General features: G+C 71.2%; 21 protein-coding genes. 5 read left to right on the forward strand and 16 right to left on the reverse strand.

Annotated features, from left to right (window positions below; all coding sequences use genetic code 11):
• Window positions 1-224: 224 nt before the first annotated feature.
• Window positions 225-1,424, reverse strand: coding sequence for an acyl-CoA dehydrogenase family protein (locus tag IR212_RS16920; protein ID WP_194397001.1), 1,200 nt, complete (start codon window positions 1,422-1,424; stop codon window positions 225-227).
• Window positions 1,425-1,630: 206 nt separating this feature from the next.
• On the opposite strand from IR212_RS16920, the gene IR212_RS16925 reads away from it, so the two are divergent.
• Entirely contained in the window at window positions 1,631-2,842 is a 1,212-nt protein-coding gene (locus IR212_RS16925) for a hypothetical protein (protein ID WP_194397002.1), read from the forward strand.
• Between the two features lie 42 nt (window positions 2,843-2,884).
• Here IR212_RS16925 and IR212_RS16930 read toward each other — a convergent pair whose 3' ends face one another.
• From IR212_RS16930 to IR212_RS16950, 5 genes are all read right to left on the reverse strand, one after another.
• Window positions 2,885-3,274, reverse strand: a complete 390-nt coding sequence (locus tag IR212_RS16930) for a DUF779 domain-containing protein (protein WP_194397003.1) — start codon at window positions 3,272-3,274, stop codon at window positions 2,885-2,887.
• Window positions 3,275-3,356: 82 nt separating this feature from the next.
• Window positions 3,357-4,907: an acetaldehyde dehydrogenase ExaC gene (exaC, locus tag IR212_RS16935; protein WP_194397004.1), complete on the reverse strand. Its 1,551-nt coding sequence runs from the start codon at window positions 4,905-4,907 to the stop codon at window positions 3,357-3,359.
• A gap of 187 nt (window positions 4,908-5,094) precedes the next feature.
• Window positions 5,095-6,435, reverse strand: a complete 1,341-nt coding sequence (locus IR212_RS16940; RefSeq protein ID WP_194397005.1) for a GAF domain-containing protein — start codon at window positions 6,433-6,435, stop codon at window positions 5,095-5,097.
• Window positions 6,436-6,547: 112 nt separating this feature from the next.
• Window positions 6,548-7,975, reverse strand: a complete 1,428-nt coding sequence (locus tag IR212_RS16945; protein ID WP_194397006.1) for a CCA tRNA nucleotidyltransferase — start codon at window positions 7,973-7,975, stop codon at window positions 6,548-6,550.
• Between the two features lie 72 nt (window positions 7,976-8,047).
• Window positions 8,048-9,568: a DUF7059 domain-containing protein gene (locus IR212_RS16950; RefSeq protein ID WP_194397007.1), complete on the reverse strand. Its 1,521-nt coding sequence runs from the start codon at window positions 9,566-9,568 to the stop codon at window positions 8,048-8,050.
• A 161-nt stretch (window positions 9,569-9,729) separates the two neighbouring features.
• On the opposite strand from IR212_RS16950, the gene IR212_RS16955 reads away from it, so the two are divergent.
• From IR212_RS16955 to trxA, 4 genes are all read left to right on the forward strand, one after another.
• Entirely contained in the window at window positions 9,730-12,021 is a 2,292-nt protein-coding gene (locus IR212_RS16955) for a DUF6049 family protein (RefSeq protein WP_228479397.1), read from the forward strand.
• Window positions 12,018-13,631 carry a murein biosynthesis integral membrane protein MurJ gene (gene murJ, locus IR212_RS16960; RefSeq protein ID WP_194397008.1) on the forward strand — a complete coding sequence of 538 codons (1,614 nt, stop codon included), beginning with the start codon at window positions 12,018-12,020 and terminating at the stop codon, window positions 13,629-13,631. Before IR212_RS16955 ends, murJ begins: the two co-directional genes overlap by 4 nt.
• A 164-nt stretch (window positions 13,632-13,795) precedes the next feature.
• Complete coding sequence (gene trxB, locus IR212_RS16965; protein ID WP_194397009.1) at window positions 13,796-14,782, forward strand: thioredoxin-disulfide reductase; 987 nt, start codon at window positions 13,796-13,798, stop codon at window positions 14,780-14,782.
• Between the two features lie 85 nt (window positions 14,783-14,867).
• Window positions 14,868-15,191 (forward strand): thioredoxin, encoded by a 324-nt coding sequence (gene trxA, locus IR212_RS16970; RefSeq protein ID WP_194397010.1) that lies wholly within the window; start codon window positions 14,868-14,870, stop codon window positions 15,189-15,191.
• Between the two features lie 127 nt (window positions 15,192-15,318).
• Here the strand turns inward: trxA and IR212_RS16975 are convergent, their stop codons facing one another.
• The 10 genes from IR212_RS16975 to rpmH all read right to left on the reverse strand — a co-directional run bounded on the left by IR212_RS16975 (window position 15,319) and on the right by rpmH (window position 22,925).
• Window positions 15,319-15,666, reverse strand: coding sequence for a tryptophan synthase subunit alpha (locus IR212_RS16975; protein WP_194397011.1), 348 nt, complete (start codon window positions 15,664-15,666; stop codon window positions 15,319-15,321).
• Window positions 15,667-15,757: 91 nt separating this feature from the next.
• Entirely contained in the window at window positions 15,758-16,705 is a 948-nt protein-coding gene (locus tag IR212_RS16980) for a ParB/RepB/Spo0J family partition protein (RefSeq protein WP_194397012.1), read from the reverse strand.
• On the reverse strand, window positions 16,705-17,640 hold the full coding sequence (locus IR212_RS16985; protein ID WP_420488605.1) for a ParA family protein: 936 nt from the start codon (window positions 17,638-17,640) through the stop codon (window positions 16,705-16,707). The genes IR212_RS16980 and IR212_RS16985 overlap by 1 nt, the downstream gene beginning before the upstream one ends.
• Window positions 17,641-18,684: 1,044 nt before the next feature.
• Window positions 18,685-18,972, reverse strand: a complete 288-nt coding sequence (locus tag IR212_RS16990) for a GIY-YIG nuclease family protein (RefSeq protein WP_194397014.1) — start codon at window positions 18,970-18,972, stop codon at window positions 18,685-18,687.
• 744 nt (window positions 18,973-19,716) lie between these two features.
• Window positions 19,717-20,364, reverse strand: coding sequence for a 16S rRNA (guanine(527)-N(7))-methyltransferase RsmG (rsmG, locus tag IR212_RS16995; protein WP_194397015.1), 648 nt, complete (start codon window positions 20,362-20,364; stop codon window positions 19,717-19,719).
• Window positions 20,365-20,384: 20 nt separating this feature from the next.
• Window positions 20,385-20,903: a Jag family protein gene (locus IR212_RS17000; RefSeq protein WP_194397016.1), complete on the reverse strand. Its 519-nt coding sequence runs from the start codon at window positions 20,901-20,903 to the stop codon at window positions 20,385-20,387.
• A 42-nt stretch (window positions 20,904-20,945) separates the two neighbouring features.
• Entirely contained in the window at window positions 20,946-22,082 is a 1,137-nt protein-coding gene (gene yidC / locus IR212_RS17005; RefSeq protein ID WP_228479398.1) for a membrane protein insertase YidC, read from the reverse strand.
• An 8-nt stretch (window positions 22,083-22,090) separates the two neighbouring features.
• Window positions 22,091-22,447, reverse strand: a complete 357-nt coding sequence (yidD, locus tag IR212_RS17010) for a membrane protein insertion efficiency factor YidD (protein ID WP_194397017.1) — start codon at window positions 22,445-22,447, stop codon at window positions 22,091-22,093.
• Window positions 22,444-22,779 (reverse strand): ribonuclease P protein component, encoded by a 336-nt coding sequence (gene rnpA, locus IR212_RS17015; RefSeq protein ID WP_194397018.1) that lies wholly within the window; start codon window positions 22,777-22,779, stop codon window positions 22,444-22,446. Before rnpA ends, yidD begins: the two co-directional genes overlap by 4 nt.
• Before the next feature lie 8 nt (window positions 22,780-22,787).
• Window positions 22,788-22,925, reverse strand: coding sequence for a 50S ribosomal protein L34 (gene rpmH, locus IR212_RS17020; RefSeq protein ID WP_005054680.1), 138 nt, complete (start codon window positions 22,923-22,925; stop codon window positions 22,788-22,790).
• Window positions 22,926-23,080: the final 155 nt, after the last annotated feature.

Genomic DNA, 23,080 nt, shown 5'->3' on the forward strand with positions numbered 1-23,080 from the left:
GCGATCGCCGTCAGCAGGAGGGCGATCGCCGCGACGCCCCTGGACACCGTCCGCGTGCCGGCCATGGTGCCCCCTCGCTGCCCGACGGACACGCGCACGGAGGACGACCGGCGAGCGTCGTGGTGCACACGCTAGCGCCGCGCGCGGGGGCATTCAATGGCCCTCGGCGCCGGGCCTTCCTGGGGAGGAGGCTGCAACCGGCCCCGCCGGGCTGGTCGAGCGCGTCACCGGAAGGCGCCGAGACCGGTGAGGTGCTGCCCGAGGATCAGCGTGTGCACCTCGTCGGTCCCCTCATAGGTGCGCACCGACTCGAGGTTCGCCGCGTGCCGGATCGGCGAATGCTCGAGCAGCACGCCGTCCCCGCCGAGGATCGTACGGGCCTCCCGCGCGATCCCGATCGCCTCGCGCACGTTGTTGAGCTTGCCCAGCGAGATCTGCGTGGGCGTGAGGGTGCCGGCATCCTTCGCCCGCCCGATCTGCAGCGCCACCAGCCCGCCCTTCTGCAGCTCGACCACCATGTCGACGAGCTTGCGCTGCGTGAGCTGGAAGCCGGCGATCGGCAGGTCGAACTGCTCGCGGCGCAGCGCGTGCCGAAGCGCCGCCTCATAGCTGTCGCGCGCGGCGCCCAGCGCGCCCCACACGATGCCGTAGCGCGCGTCGTTCAGCGCCGAGAACGGTCCGCGCAGTCCCCGCGCACCGGGAAGGAGAGCGGATGCCGCCACCCGCACCCCGTCGAACCGCAGCTCGGTCTGCACCGACGCGCGCATCGAGCCCTTCGGCTCGAGGACGGAGATCTCGAGGCCCGGGGCGTCGGTGGGCACCAGGAATCCGCGGACGCCCTCGTCGGTCTGCGCCCACACCACCGCGACGTGCGCGACGGAGGCCAGCCCGATCCAGCGCTTCGCGCCCGAGATGATCCAGTCGCCGCCCGCGCGGCGCGCGAACGTCTTCATGCGCGACGGGTCGGATCCCGCCGTCGGCTCGGTCAGCCCGAAGCAGCCGATCACGGCGCCCGCCGCCATCCGCGGCAGCCATTCCTGCTTCTGCTCCTGGGTGCCCCAGCGGTGGATCGACCCCATCGCGAGCGAGCCTTGGACCGACACGAACGTGCGGATGCCGGAGTCGCCGGCTTCGAGCTCGAGCGCGGCCAGGCCGTACTCGACCGAGCTGCGGCCGGGGCATCCGTACCCGTCCAGCTCCATGCCCAGCACGCCGAGGCTCCCGAGCGCCGGGGCGAGCTCCACGGGGAAGTGGGCGCGGTCGAACCACCCGGCGATGTGCGGGCGGATCTCGGCGTCGACGAAGGCGCGGACCCGGTCGCGGGTCGCGCGCTCGTCGGCGCTGAGGAGCCCGTCGAGGCCGAGGACGTCGGATGCCGCGCGCAGCGCGTCGAGGTCGTCGGGGTCGCGTCGGTCATCGGTCATGGCGCCTCCTCGCGTCTTCCTCGATCCTGCCGCATGGCGCGGGCGGGCCCCCGCCGCCGGTGCGGCCTGCAGAACTCCACGGATGTGTGTGGCCGACGGCGAAAATCGGACGGTTCAGGTCCCGACGCGCGCAGATCCGTGGAGTTCTGCCGCACCCGCGGTGCGCACCCGCCCGCCCGGTGCGGGCTCGCCGGTACCGTGAGGGGGTGAGCGCACCCGGTCAGGCAGCAGGCACGGCCCCGGCCTATCCGTTCGACGCGCGTCCGCTCGTCGAACCGGTGCCACGCGCCGCCGCCCGTGCGTTCGCGGAGGAGCTGCGGCGCACCGGCCGCCTCGCCGGGTCCGGCACCAGCGTCGTCGTGGTCATCGTGATCGGCGCGATCTTCGCCGTCGTGTTCGGCTCGGTGGCGATCACCCTGGTCTCGGCGGTGGCGAGCGCGATCGCCGCCGGCGGCGGCGGGGCGAGCGTGCTCTTCCTGATCTTCCCGCTCGTCGTCTTCGGCGTCATCGCCGGCGGCGCCGTCCTGCTCTTCCTCGGCGGCACCCGCCGCGCGGAGGAGCGCATGTACCGGCTCGACCGCTTCGCCCGATCGAACGGCATGACGTATCTGCCGCGGCTCTCGGCGCCGCCGCTGCCGGGCATGATCTTCGCCATCGGCGGCACGCGGCAGGCCAGCGATCTGGTGCGCGGCGACACGCCCCGCTTCGTCGAGTTCGCCAACTACCGCTACACCACCGGCTCGGGCAAGAACCGGCAGACGCACCAGTGGGGCTACGTCGCCGTGAAGCTCGACACGCCGCTTCCGCACATCGTGCTCGACGCGACCAGCAACAACTCGCTCTTCGGCTCCAACCTCCCGCTCACCTTCGACCGCGATCAGCGCCTCAGTCTCGAGGGCGACTTCGATCGCTACTTCGCGCTGTCGTGCCCCGCCGGCTACGAGCGAGACGCCCTCTACCTGTTCACGCCCGACATCATGGCGCGCTTCATCGACAACGCCGCCGCCCTCGACGTCGAGATCGTCGACGACTGGCTGTTCCTCTACGCCAAGCGCGACTTCTCCACGCTCGACCCGCAGACCTGGGCGTGGCTGTTCTCCGTCGTCGGCGCCCTCCTCGACAAGCTCGCGCAGTGGGCCCGCTGGCGCGATGAGCGGCTGGCGGCGGAACGCGCCGCGACGACGGATGCCGCGACTCCGGGTGCCGCGCCGCTGCCGGGTGCCGGCCACGCGGGGCATGCGGCATCCGCTGTCCCCTTCGTCGCCCCGCTGGACGCCCTGCGGCCGCCGCCCGGCGTCGCCCCGCAGGGACGACGCCTGCAGAAGGGCGTCCCGTGGAAGACCATCATCGTGGCCGGCATCGTCGTCGCCTGGTGGCTCCTGTCGAACTCCGGCTTCTTCGGGCTGTTCTCGCGGTAGTCCCGGCCCGCCGATGCGCCCCCGCGCCGGCCGGTGTCCCGGTCAACCCAGCCCGAACGCGACGAGCTCGGCATCGGTGAGCATGCGCGACCGGATCAGGAACCGCATCCCGGTCGGTCCCTCGACGCTGAAGCCGGCTCCGCGCCCGGGCACGACGTCGATCGTGAGGTGCGTGTACTTCCAGTACTCGAACTGGGCCGCCGACATGAACACGTCGATGGGCGCAGCCAGCCCGACGTCGAGCGCGCCGAGGTGCACGTCGGCGGGCCCCGTGACGAACATGCCCACCGGGTAGCACATGGGCGCGCTGCCGTCGCAGCACCCGCCCGACTGGTGGAACATCAGCGGGCCGTGCTGCGCAGTGAGATCGCGGAGCAGGGATGCCGCGGCATCCGTCACCGCCACCCTCGCGTGCGTCTGGGTCTCGGTCATCGTGGCTCCTCACGGCGTCTGCGGGCTGATGCTGCGACCCGGGCGGCGCGCGAAGCAGCGCCGCCCGGGTCTTGGGGAAGGCTCAGAAGAAGCCCATCGCGCCGTCGGCGTACGACACCAGCAGGTTCTTCGTCTGCTGGTAGTGGTCGAGCATCTTGAGGTGGTTCTCGCGGCCGATGCCGGACTGCTTGTATCCGCCGAACGCGGCGTGCGCGGGGTACTGGTGGTAGGTGTTCGTCCAGACGCGGCCGGCCTCGATCGCGCGGCCGGCGCGGTAGGCGGTGTCGCCCGAACGGCTCCACACCCCGGCGCCGAGGCCGTAGAGCGTGTCGTTCGCGATCGAGACGGCATCGTCGAAGTCGTCGAACGAGGTGACCGAGACGACCGGGCCGAAGATCTCCTCCTGGAAGATGCGCATGTCGTTGGTGCCCTCGAACACGGTGGGCGCCACGTAGAAGCCCTCGCTGAGGTCGCCGCCGAGGTCGACCCGCTCGCCGCCGGCGAGCAGCTTCGCGCCGCCCTGCTTGCCGATCTCGATGTACGACAGGATCTTCTCGAGCTGGTCGTTGGACGCCTGAGCGCCGATCATCGTGGCCGGGTCGAGGGGGTTGCCCTGCACGATCTTCGCCACCCGATCGAGCCCGTCGCCGAGGAACCGGTCGTAGATGGAGCGCTGGATGAGGGCACGCGACGGGCACGTGCACACCTCGCCCTGGTTGAGCGCGAAGAAGGTGAAGCCCTCGAGCGCCTTGTCGTAGTACGCGTCGCCGGTGTCGCGCGCGACGTCCTCGAAGAACACGTTGGCGCTCTTGCCGCCGAGCTCGAGGGTCACGGGGATCAGGTTCTGCGATGCGTACTGCATGATGAGGCGGCCGGTCGTCGTCTCTCCCGTGAACGCGACCTTGCGGATGCGCTTGTGCTGTGCGAGCGGCGCGCCCGCCTCGATGCCGAATCCGTTCACGATGTTCACGACGCCAGGCGGCAGCAGGTCGCCGATGATGTCGAAGAGGAAGAGGATGGATGCCGGGGTCTGCTCGGCGGGCTTGAGCACCACGCAGTTGCCCGCGGCGAGCGCGGGCGCCAGCTTCCAGGTGGCCATGAGGATCGGGAAGTTCCACGGGATGATCTGGCCGACCACCCCGAGCGGCTCGTGGAAATGGTACGCCACGGTGTCCTCGTCGAGCTGGCTGAGCGAGCCCTCCTGCGCCCGCAGCACGCCGGCGAAGTAGCGGAAGTGGTCGACGGCGAGCGGGATGTCGGCGGCGAGCGTCTCGCGGACCGGCTTGCCGTTCTCCCACGTCTCGGCGACCGCGATCCGCTCGAGGTTCTCTTCGATGCGGTCGGCGATCCTGTTGAGGATGACGGCGCGCTCCGCGGGCGTCGTGCGCTTCCACGACTCGAACGCGCGCCACGCGACGTCGACCGCGCGATCGACGTCCTCGACAGTGCCGCGGCCCACCTCGGTGAAGGGCTTGCCGTTGACCGGGCTGATGTTCTCGAAGTACTGGCCCTTGATCGGCTCGACCCATTCGCCGCCGATGTAGTGGCCGTAGCGAGGGCGGTAGTCGGCGATCGAGCCGCGCTGCCCGGGGGCGGCGTAGATGCTCGAGACGCCCTCTTCGACGATGGTCATGCTGGTCTCCTTCGACGCTGTCCGCGACGTCCGTCGTCGCGATGCGTCGACGCTAGGCGGCGGGAGGTTGCATCAGGTTGCACCGTTGTCGGCGGGGGGTTCGGCAGAACTCCACGGATCCGCGCCTGCGACGGCGGATAGGGCGTCCCCAGCCGCCGGGAGCGCGCAGATCCGTGGAGTTCCGCCGTCAGGCCTCGGCAGCCTCGAGTCGCTCGAGGCGGGCGACCAGCCCGGCCCGCCTCGGCGAGCGCGCCGGCAGCATCGACAGGCAGAGCCGGAGCAGCTCGAGGTCGTCGGAGGCGGCATCCGTCTCGGCATACGAGAGGAGCACGTCGACGGATGCCTCGGCCATGAGCGCCTCGCGCAGCGTCGTGCGCACCGTCTCGCGGAACTCCTCCACGCCGGGCGCGACCGAGTCGGGGAGCACGTCGCCGCGGTACGCCGCGAGCGCCACGCGGTGGGCGCCGCGGTCGAGCAGCGACAGCACCTGGTGCGCATCGGTCTCGACCTCGACGCCGAGGCGATAGGGACGGGACTCGGGGACGAGCGCGGGTGCCGCCTTCGCCAGGGCCTTGCGCAGGCGCACCATCTCGGCGCGGAGGGTGACGGATGCCGCGTCCCCGGCCGCCTCGCCGTAGACGAGGTCGCCGAGCCGCTCGGCCGAGAGCCCCTGCCGGTGCACCGCGAGCATGAGGAGCAGCTCGGCGTGGCGCGGCCCGAGCTCGGACAGCGTCTGCCTGCCGTCGCCCACCACCTCGAGCTGCGCCCGGTCGCGCCCCAGCACCCGCAGCACCGCTCGCGTCGGCTCGGCGCGCGCACTCGTGCGGCGTGCCGGACGCGCCGGCGCCGCCCGCGCGCGCAGTCGCGCCACCAACAGCTCACCCTCGATCGCCCGGGCCGTCGCGTCGACGAGCAGCTGCGCCTGCGGCGTGACGGCTTCGGGGCCACCCGTGACGTCGATCACGCCGAGGATGCGACGCGTCTCGGGGTCGTGCACCGGCGCCGCGGTGCACGACCACGGCTGCACGAGACGGTTGAAGTGCTCGGCTCCGTGGATCTGCACCGAGCGGTCGAGGGCGAGCGCCGTGCCGGGCGCGGCGGTGCCGACCGCGAGCTCCGACCAGTTCGCACCCTCGACGAAGCCCATGCCGCCGGTGAGCGCGCGCACGCGGCGGTCACCCTCGACCCACAGCAGCCGGCCGGCCGCGTCGCCGACCGCCACGACGACGCCGGATTCGGATGCCTCGCCCGGCAGCAGCAGCCCTCGCACCATGTCGATGACGCCGGCCAGCGGGTGCGCGCGGCGGTACGCCTCGAGCTCTTGGGCCGAAAGATCGAGCGGCGGCAGCGCCTCGGCGCCGACCAGGCTGTCGAGCGAGCGTCGCCACGACTCCCGGACGAGCGCGCGGACGTCGCGCAGCCGCGCGTCTTGCGCGTTCCCGGCGACGAGCTCCTCGTGCGCGCGCTCGATCAGCAGGCGCGAGGTCTCGGGCGACACCTCACGCCGCGGCGACCACGATGAATCCATGGTGCTCCGATCGGCGTCGGCGGGAGCGTGGGTCCAGTGTAGGGGCCCGGCACCCCGGCAGGCGCGGGGCCCGGGCACCCCGGCCCGGGCACCCCGGCCCAGGCGCGCGGGCTCAGGTGCGGGCGGCCCACCACTCCCGCAGGCGGCGTTCGGCCTCGGCCTCGCCGACGACGCCCTCGTCCAGCCGCAGGTCGAGGAGGAACCGGTACGCCTCGCCGACCTCGCGCCCGGGCTTGAGGCCGAGCACCTCCTGGATGCGGTTGCCGTCGAGCTCGGGACGCATCGCGTCGAGCTCCTCCTGCGCGGCGAGCTCGTCGATGCGGCGCTCGATGTCGTCGTACGCGCGGGCGAGCCGCGTGGCCTTGCGGACGTTGCGCGTGGTGACGTCGGCCCGCGTCAGGATGTGAAGCCGCTCGAGCTCGGCGTCGGCATCGCGCACGTAGCGGCGCACGGCCGCGTCGGTCCACGCGCCCTCGGAGTAGCCGAAGAAGCGCAGATGCAGCTCGATCAAGCGCGTCACGGTGGCGATGGTCGCCGAGTCGAAGCGCAGCGCCTGCAGCCGCTTGCGCGCCAGCCGCGCGCCCTTGATGTCGTGGTGGTAGAACGTCACCCCGCCGCCGGGCTCGAGGCGCCGCGTGGCGGGCTTGCCGATGTCGTGGAGCAGCGCCGCCAGCCGGAGGGAGACGTCGGGGGCGGCATCCGGATTCCGTCGCTTCTCGAGATCGATGGCCTGCCGCAGCACGGTGAGCGAGTGCTCGTAGACGTCCTTGTGGTGGTGGTGCTCGTCGACCTCCAGCTGCAGCGCGGGGATCTCGGGGAGGAACTCGTCCATCAGCCCCGTCCGCACGAGCAGGCGGATGCCCTGCACCGGATCGTCGGTCGCCAGCAGGCGCGAGAGCTCTCCCTGCACGCGCTCGGGGCTCACGATCGCGAGCGTCTCGCGCAGCTCGGCCATCGCGGCCTCGGTCGCGGGGTCGACCTCGAAGCCCAGCTGCGAGGCGAACCGCGCAGCGCGCAGCATGCGCAACGGGTCGTCGCCGAAGCTCACCGCCGGGTCGGTCGGCGTGCGCAGGACCCCGCGGACGAGATCCTCCACCGCGCCCGTCGGGTCGACGAGGGTCTGGGAGGGCACCCGGAGCGCCATCGCGTTCACCGTGAAGTCGCGGCGCGCGAGGTCGCCCTCGATGGTGTCGCCGAACTGCACCGTCGGCTTGCGCGTGACCCCGTCGTAGCTGTCGGCCCGGTACGTGGTGATCTCGACCTGCTCGCCGCGCACCCGGGCGCCGATGGTGCCGAAGGCGCGGCCGATGTCCCACTGCGCCGTCGAGATCGGCGTCACGACGCGCAGGATGTCGTCCGGCCGCGCGTCGGTGGTGAAGTCGAGATCGTTGGTGGCCTTGCCGAGGAGCGCGTCGCGCACCGGTCCGCCGACGATCGCCAGGTCGAAGCCGGCGGCGGAGAACGCCCGCGCGAGTGCGGCGACGACGGGGGACTCGGCGAGCGCGCCGAGGCGCGCGATGCCCTCGGCCATGTTGAGCATGGGTTCCAGCCTACCGACGCGGAGACCGGCCCATTCTGCCGGGAGCCCTCACCTCCGGCCGGGAAGACCGGGCTAGCCGAACCGGAGGAAGCCGGTGAACAGCAGCTCGCGCACGCGCGGGAGGAGGTCGGCGCGCAGGGCGCCCGCCTGCACCCCGAGGAGCTCGGCGATGGCGTCGACGAGCACGCCCACGGGGAGGTCCCCGTCGCACGCGCCGACGAGCGCCGCGAGCCCGGGATCGACACCGAGCGCGCGCCCGAATCCACCGCCCTGCCGCAGCTCGATGACGGTCGGATCCTCGGCGCCGGGGAGGTGGTGGCGGGCCTCGGTGACATCGGGAGCGACGAGGAGCACGGATGCCGCGAGCGCGCGGTCGTCGAGCGCACCGAGGCGGTCGTGCGCCTCGAGCGCGGTCGCGAGGTGTGCGCCCAGACCGTCGCCGGGGAGCGCGGCGTGGAGCGTCTCGTACCGGGCCAGGGTCGGCGCGCCCTCCAGCGGTCGCCGCAGCAGCAGGTATCCGAAGCCGACCTCGGTCACGCTCCGGGCGCCGAAGTCGTCCAGCCAGGCGTCGACGAGGCGGGCGAATCCCGGCGTGCCGGGGAGGGTCCCGCCGTCGCGCACCCAGAGCTCGGCGTACGACAGCGGGTCGAGGCGCTCGCGCTCGACCACCCACGCGTCCAGCGGCACCGGCGACGATTCGATCCAGCGGCGGACGCGGTCGAGGCCCGCCACGCCGTCGCGGGTCTCCCAGTTGCCCAGCAGCTGCGCGACGCCCCCTGGCGCGAGATGCGCCCCGACGCCGGCGACGAACGCGGCCACGAGGTCGTCGCCCACCATGCCGCCGTCGCGGTACTCGTAGGCCGGCACGTCGTCGGCGCGCGGCGTGATCACGAACGGCGGATTCGACACGATGCGGTCGAACTGCTCGCCTGCCACCGGCGCGAACAGGCTCCCCTGCCGCACCTCGATGCCGCCCACGCCGTTGAGCAGCGCGTTGAACCGCGTGAAGGCGAGGGCTCGCGCCGAGACGTCGGTGGCGACGACGTGGTCGACGTGTGCGCGGGCCCGCAGCGCCTGGATGCCGCACCCCGAGCCGATGTCCAGCCCGCGCGCGGCGGGCGTCGACAGCTGCAGCCCGGCGAGGGTGAGCGAGGCGCCTCCGACCCCGAGCACGTGGTCCTCGGGAAGGGGGCCGCCCAGCGCCGCCTCGTCGAGGTCGCTCGCGATCCACCACTGCCCGGATCCGGTCTCGTCGGCGTACGACTGCGGCCGCACCAGCGCGCGCGGGCGGACCTCGCCGCGCTCGACGTCCGCCAGCCCCAGCCGGGTCAGCCCCGCCGCGCCGGTGCGGACCAGCGCTCGATCGACGGATGCCTCGGCCTGCGGCATCCCGAGCACCAGCAGTCGCCCGAGCACGGCCAGCGCATCCTCGCGGTCGCCGAGCGCCCGCGACGCCGGCGAGCGCAGGCCGCGCGCGATCGCGTCGTCGGCCGCCGGTCCCCACGCGTCGCGCAGCGCCTCGGCGGTGTACCCGGCGGCGCGGAGGTCGGCGGCGAGGGCGTGGCAGAGGGCGGGATCCGATGCGGGAAGCACCCGACCATTCAATCGCGCCCACGTGGCCGCCGCGCGGTGGCGGGGGGCGGCCTGGCCGCGTGCGGCCCGGCATCCGGGGGCCTCGGAGCCACGGACCGTAGAATCGCAGTCGATCGTGCGGTCAGGACATCGCACAGGAGCGAACCCCCGACAGGATGATCGTGACCCAACCGCGAGCACTGCGGCGCACCCCTCGCCGCGCACAGCGTCTCGTGACCGCCGTGCTCGCCGCGGCGGCCGTGCTCGCGCCTCTCGTGCTGCCGGCGCCGGCCACCGCAGCCGCCTCGGCGGTCTCGGCCGCACCGGCTCCCTCGCCGGAACCGACGCCCACCCCCACGTCAGGCGTGCCGGCCGGGACGACTGCGTTCACACTGTCCCCGCTCGGCAACGGCGTCGTCCCGGCGGGCGAGGCGCTCAGCGTCTCGATCTCGCGGCAGAACGGCACCGGCGCCGACCTCGCGCCGGTCGACGTCACGCTCTCGCTCGGTGCCGCCCCGCTCGCCGACCGCGCGGCGCTGACGGCGTGGCTGGCGGGCGAGGCATCCGACCCCTCCCTCCAGCCGATCGCCACCGAGACGATCGGAGCCGTCGCTGCGGGATCGTTCCAGGTGCGCGGACTGACGATCCCGGCCGACGATCCGTCGCTCGCCGGCCGGGCTCCGGGCGTCTACCCCCTCGCGGCATCCTTCCCGGGAGAGACCGGCGCCGAGACCTCCGTGAGCGCGATGGTCGTCCCTCCCGCCGGGGCGCCGGAGGTCGGGCTGGGCGTGATCGTCCCGATCACCGCAGGTCCGCTGCGTGACGGCCTCCTCACCGCCGACGAGCTCGCCGTGCTGACCGGGCCCGACGGCGCGCTGACCGACCAGCTCGACGCGGTGAGCGGCACCCCTGCCATCCTCGCCGTCGACCCGGCGATCCCGGCGGCCATCCGGGTGCTCGGCACCTCGGCCCCGGATTCGGCGGCGGAGTGGCTCACCCGGCTCGAAGGCATCCAGAACTCCCGCTTCGCCCTCCAGTTCGGCGATGCCGACGTCACCGCCCAGCTGCAGGCCGGCCTGCCGCGGCCGCTCGCCCCCACCTCGTTCGCGGCGTACATGTCCCCGTCGGACTTCGCCGGGCTCACGCCCAGCCCGACCCCCACGCCGACCCCGCGGCCCGGAACCCCGAGCCCCACGCCCACCGCGCCGCCCGGTGTCACGCTGCCCAGCACCGGCGAGCTGCTGGACATCGGCCCGGCGACGCGCACAGGCGTCTACTGGCCGGCCGACGGCACCGCCGGCGCCGACATCGTCTCTCAGCTCGGCGGATTGCCGACCGACGCCGGCATCCCCTCGATGACCGTGCTGCCTTCCGCCACGATCCCGTCGGGGGCCGCGGGCGGCACCGTGGCTGCGCTCGGTCGCGTCGGCGAGTCCGAGGTGCTCGTCTACGACAGCGACATCTCGACGGCGCTCGGCGAGGCCACGCGCAGCGAGGAGCCGTGGCTGCGCGGCGGGCCGCTGACGGCGGCCACCGCGTATCTGGCATTCGCCGCCGCGGAGGCTTCGGGACCCCTGCTCGTCACGGTCGGCCGTGGTGACGGGCGCTCGGGCGTCGAGCTCGGGGCGGCCGTGTCGGCCGCGTTCACCGCGCCCGGCGTGGTTCCTCGTGCGCTGCCCGCCCTCGCCGCCGGCGAGCCCGTCGAGCTTTCAGTCGCCGACGTCGAGCCGTCGCCGGACGGTTCCGTGGCGGCGGCGGCTCTGGTCCAGGACGAAGGCGAGCTCGCCCGGTTCGCGACCATTCTCGACCAGCCGTCGCTTCTCACCGGCCCCGAACGCAACGCGATGCTGCAGCTGCTGGGGGTCGCATGGGTGGGGAATGCGCAGTGGCCCGGCGCGATCGCCGAGCACCGCGCAGAGACGAGGGCGACGCTCGGCTCGGTCTCGCTGCTTCCCACCGTTCCGAGCGACCTGTACGGCTCGAACGCGTCGCTGCGGTTCTGGGTGCGCAACGATCTGCCGTACCCCGTCAACCTCGTGCTGTACACGACCCGCGACAACCTGCGGCTCGACGTGCAGAACGAGACCCCGGTCGTCGCGACCGCGCAGAGCAACACCCGTGTCGAGGTGCCGGTCCAGGCGCGCGTCGGGCGCGGCGAGGTCACGCTCACACTGCAGCTGCGCAGCCCGGCGTTCGTGGCGATCGGCGAGCCGGAATCGGTCGAGGTGAACGTGTGGGCCGACTGGGAGGCGGTCGGCATCGGCGCCCTCGCCGTCCTGGTCGGCGCCCTGTTGGTGATGGGCATCGTCCGCACCGTGCTGCGCGTGCGCCGCCGGCGCCGGAGAGCGGATGCCGCCACCCCTGCAGACGCACCCGCTCCCGGCGACACCGCCGCCGACGCCGACGCCGACGCCGACGCCGCTGACGAAGCCGACGCCGACGCCGCCCCGCCGAGTGAGGGAGCGCAGCGGTGAGCGGGATCGGGCGCGCGAGCGTCCTGATCGGTGCCGGCACCATCGTGTCGCGGCTGACCGGGTTCCTCCGCGCGGTCGTGCTGGTGTCGGCGATCGGGGCGACGACGGCGGGCGGCAACGCCTTCGCGGTGGCCAACCAACTGCCCAACAACATCTACGCGATCATCTCGACCGGGCTGCTGAGTGCGGTCGTCGTGCCCCAGATCGTCAAGGCCGCCGCGCACGACGACGGCGGGCGCGCGTTCGTGTCCAAGCTCTTCACCCTGGGCGCGGTGGTGCTTCTGGGCACCACGGTTCTCGCGACGGCCGCTGCGCCGCTGCTGGTCGAGCTGTATGCCCCCGCCTTCCCCCCGGAGCAGCAGGCTCTGGCGACCGCCTTCGCCTACTGGTGCCTGCCGCAGATCCTCTTCTACGGGCTGTTCGCGCTCGTCGGAGAGTCACTGAACGCCCGGCGGGTGTACGGCCCCTACACATGGGCGCCGATCGTCAACAACCTCGTCTCGATCGCGGGGTTCGTCGCCTTCATCTGGCTGTTCGGTCCGGCCGGCAGCACCACCGCGTGGACCCCTGAGATGATCGCGGTGCTCGCCGGCACCGCCACGCTCGGCATCGTGGTGCAGACCGGAATCCTCTTCGCGTTCTGGCGCAAGACCGGCCTGCACGTCCGGCCCGACTTCGGATGGCGCGGCGTCGGCCTCGGCCAGGTCGGCAAGCTGGCGGGGTGGACCTTCCTCATGGTGCTCGCCGGCCAGCTCGCCGGCCTCGTGCAGTCCCAGGTGATGTCGCGCATCCCCGAGGGCGACCCGGGCGTGTTCGTCGCCGGCAACGCGTGGCTGCTGTTCATGCTGCCGTACTCGATCATCGTCCTCTCGATCGGGACGCCGTACTTCACTCAGCTCAGCGAGCACGCCGCTGCGGGGCGCGACGAGGATGTCCGCGGCGACGTCGGACGCAGCATCCGCACCCTCGGGCTGTTCGTGGTGGGCGCCACCGCCGCGCTCGGGGTGGCCGCGATCCCCGCGTCCCGCATCTTCACCGACAGCCCGGACGAAGCCGTCGCGGCATCAGCGGTGCTCCTCTGCTACCTCGTCAGCCTGATCCCGCTCGCCGTGCTGTTCGTCGTGCAGCGCACCTTCTACGCCTACGACGACACCCGCACGCCCTTCCTCTTCACGATCCTCCAGTGCGCGCTCGTCGTCCTCACGGCCTGGGGCGCGCTCTGGGCGTTCACCGCCGGGGCGCTGGCGCCGAGCCGCCTCACGGCGGCGGTCGCGCTCGGGCAGTCGCTGGCGAGCGTGGTGCAGGTGATCGTCGCGGCGTGGCTGCTGCATCGTCGGCTCGGCGGCATCCGCGTGGGTTCCTGGATGCTGTCGCTCGGCCGGTTCGCCCTGGCCGCGCTGCCGGCCGCCGCCGCCGGCTGGTTCACCTTCCAGCTGCTCGGCGGCGTGGAAGGGTGGACCATGGCCGACAAGGTGCTGGGCGCCGTGGGAGCCGCCATCATCGGGGTGGTCGTCCTCGTGGTGTACGCCGGGTTCCTGGCGCTGCTGAGGGCGCCGGAGCTCTCCGTCGCGGCGGGCCTCGTGCGGCGGTTCCTGCCGGGCGGGCGCTGACGCCCTGATCCCCGGAGCTCCAGTGACTCCGGCGCGACACCTGCCGTGCGGCGCGCCCGCAAGGGGGGAGGGCGCGGAATGCCGCGCGGTTACCATGTGTTGAGGCATCCGGAGCCCTTGTCCGTCGTCCGAGGCGCCGGGGCTTCACGAGGAAAGGGGCGCACGTGCGTCAGGTCATCATCATCGGTTCGGGCCCCGCGGGCTACACGGCGGCGATCTATGCCGCGCGTGCAAACCTGAGCCCGCTCGTCGTGGCGAGCTCGGTCGAAGCGGGCGGCGAGCTGATGAACACCACCGAGGTCGAGAACTTCCCCGGCTTCCCCGAGGGCATCATGGGCCCCGACCTGATGGCGAAGATGCAGGAGCAGGCAGAGAAGTTCGGCGCCGAGGTGCTGTACGACGACGTCGTCGCGCTCGACGTCGACGGTGCGGTCAAGAGGGTCACCCTCGGCAGCGGGGCCACGCACGAGGCCGAGTCCGTCATCTTCGCCACCGGCTCCGCCCCGCGCAAGATCGGCATCGAGGGCGAGTCCCGCCTGTCAGGTCGCGGGGTCTCGTACTGCGCCACGTGCGACGGGTTCTTCTTCCGCGAGCGCGTGATCGCGGTCGTGGGCGGCGGCGACTCCGCGATGGAGGAGGCCACGTTCCTCACGAAGTTCGCGTCGAAGGTCTACGTCATCCACCGTCGCGACGAGCTGCGCGCATCGAAGATCATGCAGGACCGGGCATTCAAGAACGAGAAGATCGAGTTCATCTGGAACGCCGAGGTGGTCGACATCCTCGGCGAGGACGCGGTCAGCGGCGTGGTCCTCAAGGACACGGTCGACGGCTCGACGCGCGAGCTGACGCTGGACGGTGTGTTCGTGGCGATCGGCTACGACCCCCGCACCCACCTCGTGCACGGCAAGCTCGACCTGACCGCCGACGGCACGGTGTGGGTGGACGGGCGCTCGTCGCGGACGTCGGTGCCCGGCGTGTTCGCCGCGGGGGACGTCATCGACCCGACGTACCGGCAGGCCGTCACCGCAGCGGGCAGCGGCACGGTCGCCGCCCTCGACCTCGAGCACTATCTCGCTGCTCTCGGCGAGGCGGGCGAGCCCGATGCGCACGGCGACCAGATCGCGGGCCTGCCCGAGGTCGCCCCGGTCTGAACCTGAGAGTCCGCGGCATGCCGGGAACAATCCCCCCGCGGCATCCGTTTCCACCTACGACAGACTTCCACCGAAGGAGAACCAGATGACCGCCAAGGCGACGACCTCCGCCACGTTCGAGCAGGATGTGCTTCAGGCTGACGGCCCGGTGCTCGTGGACTTCTGGGCCGAGTGGTGCGGGCCGTGCCGCATGGTCTCGCCCGTCCTCGACCAGATCCAGTCGGAGCACCCTGACAAGATCACGATCCTCAAGCTCAACGTGGACGAGAACCCCGACCTCGCGATGAAGTACCAGATCACGTCGATCCCCGCGATGAAGGTGTTCAACAAGGGCCAGGTCGAGACCACGATCATCGGCGCCAAGCCGAAGTTCGCGCTCGAGCAGGACCTCGCGCGCTACATCGGCTGAGCTCCCGGCTTCACGAGACCCCGTCGGCTGCGGCTGGCGGGGTCTCGTCGTGCAACGGCGGGCGAGTCATATGCCGGGTGAGGAATCTGAGAGCGCGGGCCCGCAGAGCGAGCCGTCGAACCGGCGGTCAGCCGGCGTCCGCGCGCACTGTGGCGTCCCAGCGGCGATGAGTGTTCGCGTCTCCCAGCAGCCGCCAGACGGCGCGCGTGAGCGGCGGGTAGTCGAGGGCGATCTGACGCAGGACACGGTAGTGGCGGCTGGCATTGGGCCTCGCGCCGCCGTTCGCGGCGATGTTCTCGGCTCGCAGCATGAAGACGACCAGTTCGTCCACCGTGGGGAGGTCCTCCATGAACTCCCACGGATCCTCGCCCGCGCGCAGGCGCTCGGTGACGAGGACGGAAAGTTCGTCGGCGGCCTCGGCGCGCAGCAGCTCCAGGCTCGCCCGTCGTCGCGGGGTCTGCTCGTCGTGTGCCACCAGACCAGGGTACGCGGCGACGCCGACGTGGAGGGCCGCCGCGCGCGTCACTGCCGCGTTACCCTCGTCCGGACGCGTGCGGGGCCGGGCCTCAGCCCTCGCCGTAGCCCGTCTCGCCCAGCTCCTCCAGGATGCGATTGAGATCCTGGATGCTCGCGAAATCTATACTGATCTGGCCTTTCCTTGCCGTCAAGGAGATCTTCACGCGGGTGTTCAGGCGGTCGCCGAGGCGCTCAGCGAGGTCGTCGAGGTGGGCGCGTCGCGAACCGGCCTGCGGCTTCCCGGCACGCGTCGGCGAGGCATCCGGCAGCTTCGCGGCCGCCTCGGCCGCACGCACCGAGAGGTCCTCGTTCACGATCTTGTCGGCGAGGCGCTGCATCGAGGCGGGGTCCTCGAGCGAGAGGATGGCGCGCGCGTGTCCGGCGGTCAGCACACCCGCCGCCACGCGCTGCTGCACCGGCACCGGCAGTTTCAGCAGGCGGATTGTGTTGCTGATCTGCGGGCGGGAGCGCCCGATGCGCGTCGCGAGCTCTTCCTGGGTGATGCCGAAGTCCTCGAGCAGCTGCTGGTACGCCGACGCCTCCTCGAGGGGGTTCAGTTCGGAGCGGTGGAGGTTCTCGAGCAGTGCGTCGCGGAGGAGGTGCTCGTCGGCCGTGTCGCGGACGACGGCGGGAATCGATGTGAGGCCCGCCTCCCGCGCCGCGCGGGTGCGGCGCTCGCCCATGATGAGCTCGTATTGGCCGTTCTCGTTCGTGCGCACGACGACCGGCTGGAGCACCCCGAACTCTCGGACGCTGTGCACCAGCTCGGCGAAGTGCTCGGGATCGAAGTTCGTGCGGGGCTGGCGCGGGTTGGGGACGATCTCGTGCGGATCGATGTGCGCCAGTCGCGCGCCGGGCACGTCGACCAGGTCTTCCTCGATCTCCTCGACCGCGACCGGTCGCGGGAAGAAGACATCGGCGGGGCGCTCCTCGACCTGCTCGTTGGTCGGGATGAGTGCACCGATTCCACGTCCCAGTCCTGTGCGCTTCGCGGCCATCAGGCGTCCCCTTCTTGTTGGTCCGAGGCGCTGTCGCGCCGGATGATCTCCACTGCCGCTTCCCGGTAGGCGATGGCGCCGGCGGACTGGCCGTCGTAGGCGATGACGGTCTGTCCGAAACTCGGCGCCTCCGACACGCGCACGGAGCGGGGGATGACGGTGTGCAGCACCTCGCGCGGGAAGTGCTGTCGCACCTCGTCGGCGACCTGCTGGGCGAGCCGGGTGCGCCCGTCGTACATCGTCAGCATGATCGTCGACAGGTGCAGGCGCGGGTTGAGGTGCTTCTGGATCATGCGCACCGTGCCGAGCAGTTGGCTGAGACCCTCGAGGGCGTAGTACTCGCACTGAATCGGGATCAGCAGCTCGCCGGCGGCGGTGAACGCGTTGATCGTCAGCAGACCCAGCGAGGGTGGGCAGTCGATGAGGATGAAGTCCAATCGCTCGTCGAGGCTGTCGAGGTACTCCTCCACCGCCGTCCGCAGGCGATGCTCGCGGGCCACCTGCGAGACCAGCTCGATCTCGGCCCCGGCGAGGTGGATGGTACTGGGGGCGCACAGCAGGTTGGGCGACTCGGGGCTCACCTGGACGATGTCGGCGAGGGGGAACTCGTCGATGAGCACGTCGTACACGCTCGGCGTTTCCGCGGTGTGCGGTACCCCCAGCGCCGTGGAGGCGTTGCCCTGTGGGTCGAGGTCGATCACCAGAACGCGAGCCCCACGGTCGGCGAGGGCGGCGGCGAGATTGACGGTGGTGGTGGTCTTGCCCACTCCGCCCTTCTGGTTCGACACCGTCAGCACGCGGGTGCGGCCGGAAAGCTCGACCTCTGTCGCTTCAAGAAGCTTCCGCCGGGCGGAGAGGTCTGCGATTTCGCGGGCGATCGGTGAGTCGTCGAACGAGAAGGATGCCGGAGCTTCGGTCTCGTCGGGCTGTTTCACGTGAAACACTCTCCCTTTCGCGAGCCGGTGAACAACGTCTTCCACTCTATCCCGCGCCACCCCCGCGCCCCTTCCGCAACGCCCCTCCATGGCCTCGTGGCTCCCATGTTTCACGTGAAACACCCCACGGGCGCGCTTCGGCCGCCACGCGTTGCCCGTCGTCGGTCAAGTAGCGAGGCACGAGCGCACCGAGACCCCCGTAGCGCAAGACCGGACCCCCGTCGTTCGAGCAGCGAGGCACCAGCGTATCGAGACCCCGGTGTCCCCGACGAGGAGCGAGGAACGAGCGATCGAGACCCCCGGGGTGCCGGTCGAGGAGCGAGGAACGAGCGTATCGGGACCCCCGGGGTGCCCGTCGAGGAGCGAGGAACGAGCGATCGAGACCCCGGGATGCCGGTCGAGGAGCGAGGCACGAGCGTACCGAGACCCCGGGGTGCCGGTCGAGCAGCGAGGCACCAGCGTATCGGGACCCCCGGGGTGCCCGTCGAGTGCCGGGGCACCAGCGCATCGAAACCCCGCGGCGCGGCACCGGACCCCGCCGGTCGAGTAGCGAGGAACGAGCGTATCGAGACCCCGGTGTCCCGGTCGAGGAGCGAGGCACGAGCGCATCGAAACCCCATAGCGCGGGACCGGATCCCGCCGGTCGAGTAGCGAGGAACGAGCGTGTCGAGACCCCGGTGTAGCGGGCTCCTGCGTGAGGAGTACGCCACGTCTGAGGGGAGAGCTGCCCGTTCGCGACGCCCGCAGCCTGGCTTTCGAGGACACGCGTGGCGAGAACTTCGCTGCGGCCGCACGCCTGGGGGAGTGTCTCTGTACCCCGCTCACCAAACAGGGGGATTCGGTGTCGCAGTGGGGACGGAGTGGAGCGCCGAGGATCTGGGTGATTCTCGCTCATCGCTACTCGCTTCTTTGCGGCCACGCGCGACATCGAGTAGGAGAGCCCGAAGGGGGCAGTTCGGTCAGGCTCGTCACCTCTCTGATCGACCCTCGCAGCGCGCGCGTTTCACGTGAAACGCACACGCAGGCGGGCCTCCGCCCCCAAGATCACGGTCTCCGAAAGGTCTTCTTGCTCAGTGGCGGCAGGGAATCGAGGTGCCCAGCAGCCAGGGCAAACCTCTTTGCACGGCCCCATCCCTGCACTTGCTTCTCACGGCGGTACGCATCGTCGATCCGATCGAACTGCTCGAAGTAGAGCAGTTGCACCGGCAGGCGGGTCTTCGTGTACAGAGCGCCTTCACCTTCATTGTGCTGGGCGATGCGGCGCTCGAGGTGGAGCGTGCTCCCGACGTACGTCGACCCGTCCGCGCAATGGAGGATGTACATGTATGCCATGGAACGAGCGTGCCCGCGATCCATGCGTGCATACGTGCGCAAGATCAGACTCGTGCATAGCGAGGCGAGGCCGGGCGCCTGGGGAGGAGACGACTCGACCACCGACCAGCCCCGGGTGCGATTTCAGGCAAACTGGCGAAAGTTTCACGTAAAACAGCGCAGCCTGTCAGGTTGTGTGCACGCGCGGGGCGAGGAGGACGTCCCGGATTGTCGTTTCACGTGAAACATCAGCTTTGCGGTGCCGGGCGGACGCACCATCAGGCGCTAGTGAAAACGGCGTGCGGCGGCGCATCATTAGCCCAGGGGCTTTACCGGATCGGCCCGACGCGGTGGGCGGTGCGCTATGGATCCTTGGGAGTCCGGTTGATCGTGGGGGTCTCGATACGCTCGTACCTCGCTACTCGACCGGCACACCCGGGGGTCTCGATACGCTCGTACCTCGCTACTCGACCGGCACACCCGGGGGTCTCGATACGCTCGCGCGTCGCTGCTCGACCGGCACCCCCCGGGGTCTCGATACGCTCGCGCGTCGCTGCTCGACGGGCACGCCCGCGGGGTCTCGATACGGTCGTACCTCGCCCCTCGACCGGCAAACCGGGGGTCTCGATACGCTCGTACCTCGCTACTCGACCGGCACACCCCCGGGTCTCGATACGGTCTTACCTCGCTACTCGACCGGCACACCCGCGGGCCCTCGCTGCTCGACCGGCAACCAACGGGTGGGGGACCGACGGGCAAGAGGGGTCAGCGAACGGTGGCGCGGATCACGCGCGACGGCTCCGGGAGGAGGCCCTCACCGACGACCTCGACGCGCGCGTTCGCGACTCTGTGCTTGCGCAGCTGTTTCTGCGCGGCCTCGATCTCGTTGGGCGCGCTCGCACCCTTGAGCAGGATCAGCTCGCCGCCATCCCGAACCAGGGGAGCGGTGATCGGCACGAGCGTGCGCAATGCGCTGACGGCACGCGCGGTGACCGCGTCCAGCACCGGACCGCGCTTCCAGTCCTCGGCGCGGGCTCGCAGCACCTCGACGTTGTCGAGCTCCAGCTCGGCCACCTGCTCGGAGAGCCACGCCACACGACGCTCCATCGGCTCGATCAGCACCCACTCGACGTCGGGCCGGGCGATCGCCAGCACCAAGCCCGGCAGGCCGGCGCCCGAGCCGACGTCCCCGACGCGACCCGTGAACAGGGGCGCGATGACCGCGCTGTTGAGGATGTGCCGCGACCACAGGCGCGGCGGCTCGAGGGGACCGATCAGCCCGCGCTCTTCACCGTGGCGGCCGAGGGCCTCGGTGAAGCGGCGGGCCACGTCGATACGGTCGCCGAAGATCTCGGCGGCCGCAGAAGGCTCCGGTTCGATCTGGATGATCGGCTGGTGCGCGGAGTCAGACATGTTTCACGTGAAACGGCACGTCAGCCGCGGCGGATGACCGTGTGACGATCGGCACCCTCGCCGTACGACTCCGACACGAAGCCGCGGTCGGCCACGATGTCGTGCACGACCTTCCGCTCGTAGCTCGACATGGCCGGGAGCGACGCCTGCGACGCCCCGTCGTCGAGGCGGGCGATCGCGCGATCGACGAGCGCCGCAAGCTCGTGCTCCCGCGCGTCGCGGGACCCGCCGATGTCCAGGATCAGCCGCGAGAACCGTCCGGTGCGGTTCTGCACCGCGATCCGCGTCAGCTCCTGCAGCGCCTGCACGGTGTCGGGTGCCGCGATCAGCGCCACCGACCCGCCCTCCGGCGCCTCGACCGAGACGTAGGCCCGCCCGGCTCGGACATCGAGGTCGAGATCGCCGTCGATGTCGGCGATGTCGAGCAGTCCCTCGATGAAGTCGGCGGCGATGTCACCTTCCTCCTCGAGCTGGGCGACGGTCGCCGGCGTCCGGTCGTCGCGGGATTCGGTGTGGACGAAGTCAGGAGACGTGGTCATGGACGTGATCCTCCGGGGGAGCGGGAGACGGTCGGTCGGGACTCAGGAGGCCGGACGGGAGCCGGCGGCACCGGCATCCGTCTCACCCGCCGGCTTGGCGCCGCCCTGCTTGGCACCGGGCTGCTTCTGCGACTGCTTCTTCGCACGCTGCTTGCTCACCGGCTGCTGGCGCTTGGGGGCGGCGGCGCGCGCACGCTCCGCCTCTTCGTACAGGCGCTGCTGCTCGGCGAGGTACTTCTCCATCGGCACGACCTTGCCCGATGCGTCGATCGCCTTGCCCTTGCGAGCCAGTCGCTCTTCGCGCGCCTTGGCGGCGTCCGAGCCGGGCGTGGGCATCTCGCGGATGACGAGGAACTGCTGGCCCATGGTCCACAGGTTGGACACGAACCAGTAGATGACCACGCCGAGCGGGAAGAACACACCCGAGAAGACGAAGGCGAACGGCAGGACGTACAGCATGATCTTCTGCATCTGGTACGCCTGGCCGGTCTTGGCCTCGGGGGAGAGGTTCTTCGAGATGATCTGCAGCTGGGTGAAGAACTGCGACACGATCATCAGGACGACGAGCACCAGCAGGATGATGATGGCGGCCGTGTTGCCCGTGTTGATCGCGTCGATGAGGGTCTCGTGGAGGGACGCGACGCCGAAGAGCTTGGCGTTGTAGAACTCCTCGGTGAGCTCGGCGTTGAGCAGGCCCACCCCACCGATCCCGGCTGTCGCGTGCTTGGTGACGTCGTTGAGCACGCTGAACAGCGCGAAGAACACGGGCATCTGCACCAGCAGCGGAAGGCAGCTCGAGACCGGAGTGGTGCCGTGCTTCTTGTACAGCGCCATCGTCTCGCGGCTCATCGCCTCGCGAGACAGCTGATCGCGCTTGCCCTTGTACTTCTCCTGAACTTTCCGCAGTTCAGGGGCGATTTCCATCATCTTCCGCTGGCTCTTGATCTGCCGCACGAACAGCGGGATCATCGCCGAGCGAACGACGATCACGAGGCCGACGATCGCCAGCACCCAGGTGATGCCGTCGGCGGCCGGAAGGCCCATCGCCGTGAACAGCCAGTGCCAGAAGACCAGCACCGCCTCGACCGCCCACTTGAGCGGCCACAGGATGATCCCGAACAGATCGAATCCTCCGCCGGTCTGTTCGGGCGCGGGGGTGGAGGCCAGCAAGAGATCCATGCGGCGGATCAGTCCTTTCGGGTGGGGGCGGGCACGACGAACCCGTGCGGGGTCAGTGCGTGCCGGAAGTTCCGGTGCGGGGGCACATCGTCGACGCCGCCCGCGGCCCACGGGTGGCACCGCGCGATCCGGGCGACGGTGAGGGCGGACCCGACGACGGCGCCGTGCTGCTGCACCGCGCCGACGGCGTACGCCGAACACGACGGGTAGTACTTGCAGACGTCGCCGTAGGTGTGCGAGATCGTGGCGCGGTAGCCGTGCAGCAGGGCGAGGAGGGCGTTGCGGGGGAGCAGCGGAAGGCTGCGGAGGGAATCGGATGCCTCGAACCGCGCGTCCCCGATCGCATAGGCCGGCAGCACGCTCATGCGACCCTCCGCGGCAGGCACTTCGTCATGTCGGTGCGCAGCTCGGCGAAAGACGCCGACGCCGCGCTGGGAAGGACACGGATGACCACGTCGCTCCCGGGTGCGACCGCTCCCAGTGACTCGAAGCACAGCGCCTTGAGCCGGCGCCGCACGGTGTTGCGGATCACCGCTCCTCCGACCTGGCGGCTCACGATGAAGCCGAACCGCGCCGGACCATCGGTCACGACGCGGCTGACGTAGGTGACGGTGTGCGCGCCGGCACACCGGCGACCCCGACGGACGACGGCCTTGTAATCCGCTCCGCGGGTGAGTCGGTTCGGCCTCGCGAGCACCGCTCGGCTCAGGCCGAGAGCTCGGTGCGCCCCTTGGCGCGACGAGCCGAGAGGATGCTGCGGCCGGCGCGCGTGCGCATGCGGGCGCGGAAGCCGTGCTTCTTGGCGCGGCGACGGTTGTTGGGCTGGAAGGTGCGCTTGCTCATGAGGGACTACTTCCGATCAGGTGTCACCGGGACGCTCGAGACCGGGGACGGGTGTACAGGGGCGACTGCCACGAGGGCACAAGTCAACCGATTAAGGCTACGTCGAGTCGCCTGAGAACTCAAACCGGACGGAAAGGTGTCATTATGCCTTCGCG

Origin of the sequence: Microbacterium atlanticum (genome assembly GCF_015277815.1) — a bacterium.
GTDB classification, from domain to species: Bacteria; Actinomycetota; Actinomycetes; order Actinomycetales; family Microbacteriaceae; genus Microbacterium; species Microbacterium atlanticum.